The 7,323-nt window shown below is 57.0% G+C and carries 7 protein-coding genes; 2 read left to right on the forward strand and 5 right to left on the reverse strand.

What is annotated here, in order from left to right; genetic code table 11:
- Positions 1-773 precede the first annotated feature (773 nt).
- On the reverse strand, positions 774-1,340 hold the full coding sequence (locus HHL24_RS42780; RefSeq protein ID WP_169491268.1) for a UDP-N-acetylglucosamine acyltransferase: 567 nt from the start codon (positions 1,338-1,340) through the stop codon (positions 774-776).
- Positions 1,341-1,597: 257 nt separating this feature from the next.
- Here HHL24_RS42780 and HHL24_RS42785 point away from each other — a divergent pair, with 257 nt between their 5' ends.
- Positions 1,598-2,116, forward strand: a complete 519-nt coding sequence (locus HHL24_RS42785; protein WP_169491269.1) for an NAD(P)H-dependent flavin oxidoreductase — start codon at positions 1,598-1,600, stop codon at positions 2,114-2,116.
- Between the two features lie 78 nt (positions 2,117-2,194).
- Here the strand turns inward: HHL24_RS42785 and HHL24_RS42790 are convergent, their stop codons facing one another.
- Positions 2,195-2,551, reverse strand: coding sequence for a hypothetical protein (locus HHL24_RS42790; protein WP_169491270.1), 357 nt, complete (start codon positions 2,549-2,551; stop codon positions 2,195-2,197).
- Positions 2,552-3,155: 604 nt separating this feature from the next.
- On the opposite strand from HHL24_RS42790, the gene HHL24_RS42795 reads away from it, so the two are divergent.
- On the forward strand, positions 3,156-3,629 hold the full coding sequence (locus tag HHL24_RS42795) for a helix-turn-helix domain-containing protein (protein WP_169491271.1): 474 nt from the start codon (positions 3,156-3,158) through the stop codon (positions 3,627-3,629).
- 687 nt (positions 3,630-4,316) lie between these two features.
- Here the strand turns inward: HHL24_RS42795 and HHL24_RS42800 are convergent.
- The 3 genes from HHL24_RS42800 to HHL24_RS42810 all read right to left on the reverse strand — a co-directional run.
- Complete coding sequence (locus HHL24_RS42800) at positions 4,317-4,886, reverse strand: lipid-binding SYLF domain-containing protein (protein ID WP_169491272.1); 570 nt, start codon at positions 4,884-4,886, stop codon at positions 4,317-4,319.
- A gap of 538 nt (positions 4,887-5,424) precedes the next feature.
- The gene (locus HHL24_RS42805; RefSeq protein ID WP_169491273.1) at positions 5,425-6,471 is read right to left on the reverse strand and encodes a winged helix-turn-helix domain-containing protein; all 1,047 of its coding nucleotides are present in this window, start codon (positions 6,469-6,471) and stop codon (positions 5,425-5,427) included.
- 372 nt (positions 6,472-6,843) lie between these two features.
- Positions 6,844-7,323 (reverse strand): hypothetical protein (locus HHL24_RS42810; RefSeq protein ID WP_169491274.1); only part of this gene is annotated, 480 nt, incomplete at its 5' end.

Here is a 7,323-nt window from a genome sequence, read left to right on the forward strand (position 1 = left end):
ATGCGCACCAGAACCTGTCGATATTCGAACACTTCAAATCTCCTGTTACTCAATCGGCTCTCCGGGCAAAAAGCCTGAAGGTACCGGGTTGCGGAAATTCGAAATGCGTTTCGGGCTGGCGCCCGACAGAACACTGAGCCCGCTACGTGGCTCGATTACGCCGATCCTGCGGTGGCTCCAATACGCCGATCATCGAGTGGCCCGATTGCGCCGATCATGCACTGGCTCGACTACGCCGATCATCTGGTGGCTCCATTACGCCGATCCCGGAATGGCTCCAATACGCCGATCCGTGACACTTGGAGTTTCGGTGGATTTTCAGCCGCGCGGATCGGCAATTAGTCTAGACGGAGAGCCATATAGAACTAGGACCTTTTGACCGACAGAGAGAGTTGAGTCCGCGCCTTGGACGATGGTCATCAGGTTATCGTTTTCGGTTTGCACGACGTACTCCACACCGGTCTGCTGGGTCGCGGAACTCTCGATAATCGCGCCAGCAATCCCTCCCACCACGGCCCCCCCAATAGCTCCGAGAGCATTTGCTCGAGCGCCGCCGCCAATCGCAGAGCCGGCCGCTGCACCGGCCCCCATCCCCGCCAGGCCGCCAGCGCCGGACTGACCAGCGATATTGACTGGCCGCACGCTGATAATTCTGCCGGCGATGGATCGATTGACTTGGCCGACCGACCCGACTGAATAACTACTTGGCGAGACGTTCGGCGCGCAACCCGAAAGAATGGCGACTGATACGGCAACAATCCATCCGGGGCGGATCATTTCGCCGCAGCCTGTGTCGGGAACATCGGCTTCTTCAGGTCCACGGTTTCTAGAGCTTGGAGAAACAGGGAGACGTTGTTTTGCACGGCTCGGTTCACGGACTCGCGCATGCGAACGATTCCCGCGAATGCATAGTCCGCCGGCACGGTCCCTGATGAAGCGATGTTTTGGGAATAAATAATGTCGCCATTTGCCCGATTCTGCAGTTCATAACGGGCTTCGACATTGGTGGTCATGGAGAAGCCCGCGCCGGGTGGGTCCAGCTTCAACACCTTCACCGACAGGTTGACCTTCTCGGGAGCGTCATCTTTGAAAATCGCCATTTTGTTGAGTGATTCTTGGAGGGACGTCTGCCAAAGTGCAGGAACGATGCCTTCCATGCCGGCAGGGACCTTGCCGGTCGCTTCATCCGGTCTGGCCAGCGTGACGGTCATAGACTTCATTTCCGCGTCTAGCTTGTGCGTGGAATATCCGACGTTGGGAACGGAAAAGTTCAGCGGCGGCATAGGAGTGCACGCGCTAAGGAGGGCCGCGGCGGCGACGGTAAAGGCGAGTTTTTTCATGGTCTCTTGCGTGGTTGTTGATTCTTTTTCATACCGGGGGCCGCGGACCTTCCGATCAGACGAGGCCACCGTCCCGGTTATTGGTTTGTCGGCGATTCTACAACCAAATGTTTCAAATGTAAGGGATGGTAAATGTGATGCCGGTTCACGATCCACGGCGGACGCTTGCTTTGCCGGTGTCTCGTAGGAAAGCAGGCCTCGGTATTGAGAAAATCGGATGGCTAGCCTAAAGAGTGGTATTTAAGCCAAGTGATTGAATGAAAAGGAAAGGCAGCCAGTTGCGAGCGAAATTTGACGGCGCCATTGTCCTTGGCGGGGCGCTGGGTCACGGCCGCCACGTTCGAGCTGCCAGATTGCTCGGGGCCGATTTCGCGTACATGGGGACCCGCTTCATCGCGACAGAAGAGGCAAATGCCGCCCCGCGTTTCAAGCAGATGATCCTCGATGCGGAATCAACCGATGTGATCTACACCAACAAGGTGACGGGCATTGGCGCCAGCTTTCTGCGCGAGAGCCTCATCAAAGCTGGCTTGGACTGGAGTGAAGGCGCACTCGTCCCATCGGCCACGGTAGAAAACGAAGAGGAAATGATTGCGTGGCGCGACATCTGGTCCGCTGGCCAAGGTGTTGGCCTGATACACGACGTTCCGACGGTCGCTGTGCTAGCAGGACGTCTGAACGCTGAATACGTCGCCGCCCTCGAATTTGACGTGTGTCTCTCTACGGCAGCTATGCATCTGGAACCGGCCGTACGCGACGCGGCTGTTCTGCGATGAGTGACCGAAGATGGCCGACGAGACCGTCAGCGTGCCCTCCCTGCCGGCCGCTGATCGTTTGCTGAGATGGGAACGACGTCATCCTCGGCGCAGATGCTCCATGCAAACGTCGAGGATGCCCCGTACCGTTGGTGAACGATAGTCCAGCCTCCAGCCATCCACAAACAGCTTGACGATCTCTTTGGCGTCCCTGAAGTACGGGAATACAAGAAATTGCGGCGCGATGGCGACCGACATCCGTGCAAGTTTTGCTCGATCAAGCCAGTCGCACTCTGCGGAATTCGACGCCGCCCACATCCGCGTGGCCTCCACCGCGTGGTCGGTTCGTAGCCAATCGCCAGTGCGTGCGTGGCCGATGAGCTGGGCCATTACGAGGAAGCAGAGTAGGTCGACGCGTTCCGCGGCATCGAGCTTGTGTGCATTGTCTCCCGTCATATTCATCTCGGTCTTGGCTGTCCCCTGCGACCATGATAATCGCATTTGGTCTAAACTCTGTGCCAAAGAAACTTTGGATCCGACCTATGCTAGTGCCCGTGATCGCTCCAACCGCCATATCGTCTGCGACCCATTCTCCCGTGATGCAGCAGTACCTGCGCCCCTTCCATTAAGGCTTTGAGCGATGGCCTACGCCATTAGCTACGCCGACTAATTCCCTGTCCGCCCGCTGTCGACCCTCAACAGCCGCTCAAGTACGCAAGACATCCGTCCGATTTCGTCCAGCAAACGGCCGTTCACTTTCCAGCAGCTCGTGCCGTTTGCAGCGTTGATGCATCTCGGGTGCCAGTCCGGCTGCACGCCTATCACAAGCAGGCGCATTGCCTGGACGCGAAGCACAAGAGTTATCGCTAGCCCTTCCGTTCGCCTTCTTGCCGGACAGGCGATACTGATTGCGTCAACGTCCTCCATCTTGGCACGTTTGAAAAATGCTTTCGCACGAAGGCTTGCAGTTTTGCCATTCGCTTGTACAACGTCCAAGTTCGATATTTTCTGTCGATTGCACGGGAGGAAAAGTCAAAACTGTTGGGAAAGGGAGCAAGTCATGATCGCTATTCAAACCCCGCGTCGTTGTCCCAGATGCGGCCGGACCAAAATCGCGGAACTGGATTTCCATCGGAAGGGGTCTGGCTACGCTTCTTACTGCAGGCCCTGTGTAACTCTATGTCAGGCGGAATGGCGAGCGAAGAACCGCGAGCGTACCAATATGACCGCGCGGCGTAGTTATGAGAAAAACCCGGATGCGAAACGGCGCTACGCCCAGGAGAACAAGGAGAAGTTCAACGCGGCAAAAAGGGAGCGTATCCGCCGCAGATACGAAGAAAAAAGACTTATCAATCCCGATCTGCCCATTCGATTTCGCAACGGCACAGCCAAATTGAACGAAGCTAGGGTGTTATTGATACGCCAGCGATTGGCGGCGGGAGAGTCAGTTGCTTCGCTGGCGCAGGCATTCGGAGTACATGTCGTGACCATCTATGCAATCAAAAAAGGTGAAACGTGGAAAGACCTTGTCTGACGAGTGCGGCGGCGCAAGGGGCACTACCGGGGAACGGACAATGCCAAACAGCCCAAGCGCCCAATGAAGGTGCCTTACACACGCGACAGATCTGACCCATAGCCCAGGTGGTGTGCGCTAGTGGAAATCCAGGTAACTGGTAAATACTCGCCGGCTGCGGCGATCTGGACGGCCGGCGGCAACTATGCGGCTGTCCAATGGACCGTGCTGCTAGTGTCGCTGGCTTCCGCTGGTGCGTTCATCCTCGCCACAGGGAAAAGATTCGGCGATCCACGACGGAACGCCACGCGGCACGGTCACTGCGATTCGGAAGCAGCTTGGATGCTCTGTTTGCGAAGACCGCAGCCCTTCGCAAACACCTTGCGCAACACACGCAGTGCAGTCAGGCGCGGGCTGAAGCGATAATTCAATCGTGAGAGCGGCGAGATGAGCGATACGCGGTGAAAAGCATTCAAGCCGCTCCGGCAAAGCAAAAAAATCCGGCCGCGCGCATCATACTGCATCGCTCGGCCGGCCCTGAAATCGCCCCGAATCCCGCGTAGGCGGGGAAGGGGATTCTATTTTGAAGCTGCTGGGACCACCCTCGGCCCGCACGCCTGATCGGGGGCCGCATTGGCGCGCACCGTTGCCGGATCGCGCCCAGCCCGCTGTAGGCCAGGAAAACGCGCCACGGGCATATTTCGCACTTTACTTATCGTTATCATCAAACTTAACGATTCTCTGGCCTTGCATGCCAAGACCTGCCATCAGGCCCGTTTGGCCAAAAATGAACGAGTAGACATCGGATTTCAACGTAGTAGTGGTCATAGACTTAGCCATCCCTGCATCCACTACTACGACACTCGGCCCCATACCAACCGATAATCCGGCGCCGCTGGTGAGCGTAGTCATAGCCGAGTCGGTCATGAGAAACAAGGCCTCCGAGAACGATTGGGCGCCAGCCTGCAGGCCATACGAGACTGCGCGTGCTCTGTAGTACCCAAGGACTTTCCCGTCTGGACCAAACATCACCCCTTTCCCGCCTTGCGCACCGACGATAAGCCCGGCCTTGACAATGTCGGGAAACACGACGACGGCCTTCGCCTGGTATTGGAGTTCCTTCGCCTTTGGAGTGCTATCGAATAGTTGTTGAAGTGCCGCTTGCGATTTGTCGACTAACTCAGGGTCTCCGCCATTAGCAACGGTCGGGTTCGTCGAGCAGGCCACGACAAACAGAAAGGCGGGAATCGCGAGAACAGACCGAAGGTATCTGATCATGATGCAGGCTCCATTAAACATATCGTAGTCGCGGTATCGAGCGCCTAGCGCCGCGAAAGCGAGACTCACATGAATAGTGGTTGTTGCGTTCCGATCAAACAATTGGACCTTGGTCCAATAGCGTTGCCCTGAGTCAGCCGACTAAGAACTCAGTCGACGACGGACGATGGGTGAGACGGATGGCCGTGACACAGCCTTGATAGGAATTCATCATTGGAGGGCTTGGACAAATAGGTGCCGGCGCCGGCTGCGAGCGGCTCATAATGGAGCTGAAGCGTCAAGTTAAACCGTTGCCACTCATGCGAAGGAGACTGACCTATGGACAATAACCCAGGCAAAATCTCCGGCTGAGCGTTATGACGCTTGTCGGGTTAACGATGAAGAATGTTCTCGTGCCATGGCCGCATGCTTCGACATGATCGATGCTGTTTCGGCCATCGGCGTAAGAAACGAGCTGCACGCTGCTCGCGACGCATTGCAGCGGCTCCACGCTGCCGCGACAGCCACACACGAGGCGGCCAAGGCCAGAATGAATTGATCAGCTACGGCGCTTTGTGAGCAGGTCAGCCACCCCGGCTCGGGTGGCAATTTCCCAGATATATCCCCGCGAATAATCGACTCCCACGCGCCGATGAAGCACGGCGCGCAAACGACCGTTCGTCCAGTGATCAGCATCTATGCCGTGTACTCGAGGTGACTCCTTGAGCGTCGCCGCGACCCATGCCAGCGTTCCATCATTGATCGTCAGGCGCTTCTTCTCCGTGCGTTGCTTCGGTGGTCGCATCCTGTGCTCCAGTCCGAGCTTCCCGACGAGGGTCCTGACATGTCCGCTTGAGTGGTAGACCCCAAATCGCTCCTTGATCAGCCTTTGAACATCTCCGTTTTTCCAGAGTTCGGACTCGTATCCGTGGGCCATGGGGCTGCGCTCCAATGCCGCTCGCAACCATTCAAGAGCCTCGGGGCCAAGTGTCGCGTCCCGCGATGACCTGAGCCGTTCAACCGCATCAACTCCGTCGGCAACTACCATTGATCTGTATCTCGCAATCGTCCGCTCGCTGATGTTGAGCGCTTTTGCGACCCGGTCGGCACTCTCGCCATCCATAAGCATCTTTGCCGCAATCTTTCGGCGCTCGGCGTAGACGTCGTTATGCGACTTCTGAGCGGTCGCACGCGGCGGATTTTCTGAAGTTGGATAAGTGAGACGGTAGGCGAGGCCATAACCCCGAACGAGGTAGCCAACATGCGAAGCTGAAAACTGGACTCCGAAGCGCCGAAAGATCAGTTCGCGCAGTTGGCCTATGGTCCAGGTCGGCCCTGGATAGCCGTGAAGGCCTGGTGAGTGCTTGATCGCGCTAACGAGCCAGCTTTGCGAAGCATCATCCAGTCGCGGGATATTCCCGTGGATACGAAGGCGCGCGAGGCCCTCAGGTCCGCCTCTTTCGATCAGGTCCTTGTATTTGCTCACGGTCGGAAGACTCAGTCGGGCCTTCCTGGATACCTCGCTAATACTTTCACCCTTCAGCAGAAGCTCAGTGGCGATCACCCTGCGCCGCGCGAGCGGAATATCGTCGATCTGTTTGCTCATCGTGCTATGCAGAAGTGAATTGGACTTGGTATTTACGTCACCTTGGCGGCCTCCGTATTTATACACGATCTTCGACAAATTTCCTGATGGGACGGCGAGGCCCCGTCCCGACCAAATAGCCGCTCGTAGCCGGCGGAACTCCAACATCGGACTAGGCTGCGGACCAACCGCCACGTCGCCGGACTTTTGAGTGGCCGTTAATCGAAAGTCTCAGGCCGTTTGATTGCGTTAGCCGGACGTCCCTTGATGGCCGACTGCTGCCTGACGCGGTCGGCTCAGTACGACCCTGAAGGGACGATGTGCATTCTCCACATCGGACACTCAAAAATGGCCACGCCGGCAACCTTGGACGGCTCGGGGAACTTCAAATGATCAGCGACGATCCTTCATCGCTTCTAAGTCTTGCTGGCCGAAAAGCGAATCAATGGCATGAATCGAAAGAACACGGACACCATACGGACCGGTCAGCACATGAACGATCGACGCTCTGCGCGCATTCCAGTCTGGGGGGGAGTTAAAGAGCGCAAATGTCGAGCAGGTAAATACCATGCCCTCGACTTGACGGTCATACCACGTCACGGGGTTTTGGCATTTCCTTGACATTGGCTGCGCGGATGTCAGGTAATAGCGGCTTTCGTGGGACGTGGTTCGAACGAGTAGTCGTTCACCGGCGTCCGTCAGCATCCACCCAGCAAAGACGAGATACGCGAAGACAAGGAGCAGGAAGCCGATCAATTGGCGGCTGCTAATCCGCCTGTTCGAACCTACCTGTTTTGCCGACATTCCAGTCAGCATACAGATCGCGGCAACAACGAGCGTGGCGACGCCAAACCCGATCCATACAGGATCGAA

It is taken from the genome of Paraburkholderia polaris (genome assembly GCF_012927345.1).
GTDB classification, from domain to species: domain Bacteria; phylum Pseudomonadota; class Gammaproteobacteria; order Burkholderiales; family Burkholderiaceae; genus Paraburkholderia; species Paraburkholderia polaris.

Bases quoted from the DNA above. Each gene is read 5' to 3' on its own strand.
- HHL24_RS42780 (WP_169491268.1), bottom strand. From the start codon at position 1,340: ATGAAAAAACTCGCCTTTACCGTCGCCGCCGCGGCCCTCCTTAGCGCG.
- HHL24_RS42785 (WP_169491269.1), top strand. From the start codon at position 1,598: ATGAAAAGGAAAGGCAGCCAGTTGCGAGCGAAATTTGACGGCGCCATT.
- HHL24_RS42790 (WP_169491270.1), bottom strand. From the start codon at position 2,551: ATGACGGGAGACAATGCACACAAGCTCGATGCCGCGGAACGCGTCGAC.
- HHL24_RS42795 (WP_169491271.1), top strand. From the start codon at position 3,156: ATGATCGCTATTCAAACCCCGCGTCGTTGTCCCAGATGCGGCCGGACC.
- HHL24_RS42800 (WP_169491272.1), bottom strand. From the start codon at position 4,886: ATGATCAGATACCTTCGGTCTGTTCTCGCGATTCCCGCCTTTCTGTTT.
- HHL24_RS42805 (WP_169491273.1), bottom strand. From the start codon at position 6,471: ATGAGCAAACAGATCGACGATATTCCGCTCGCGCGGCGCAGGGTGATC.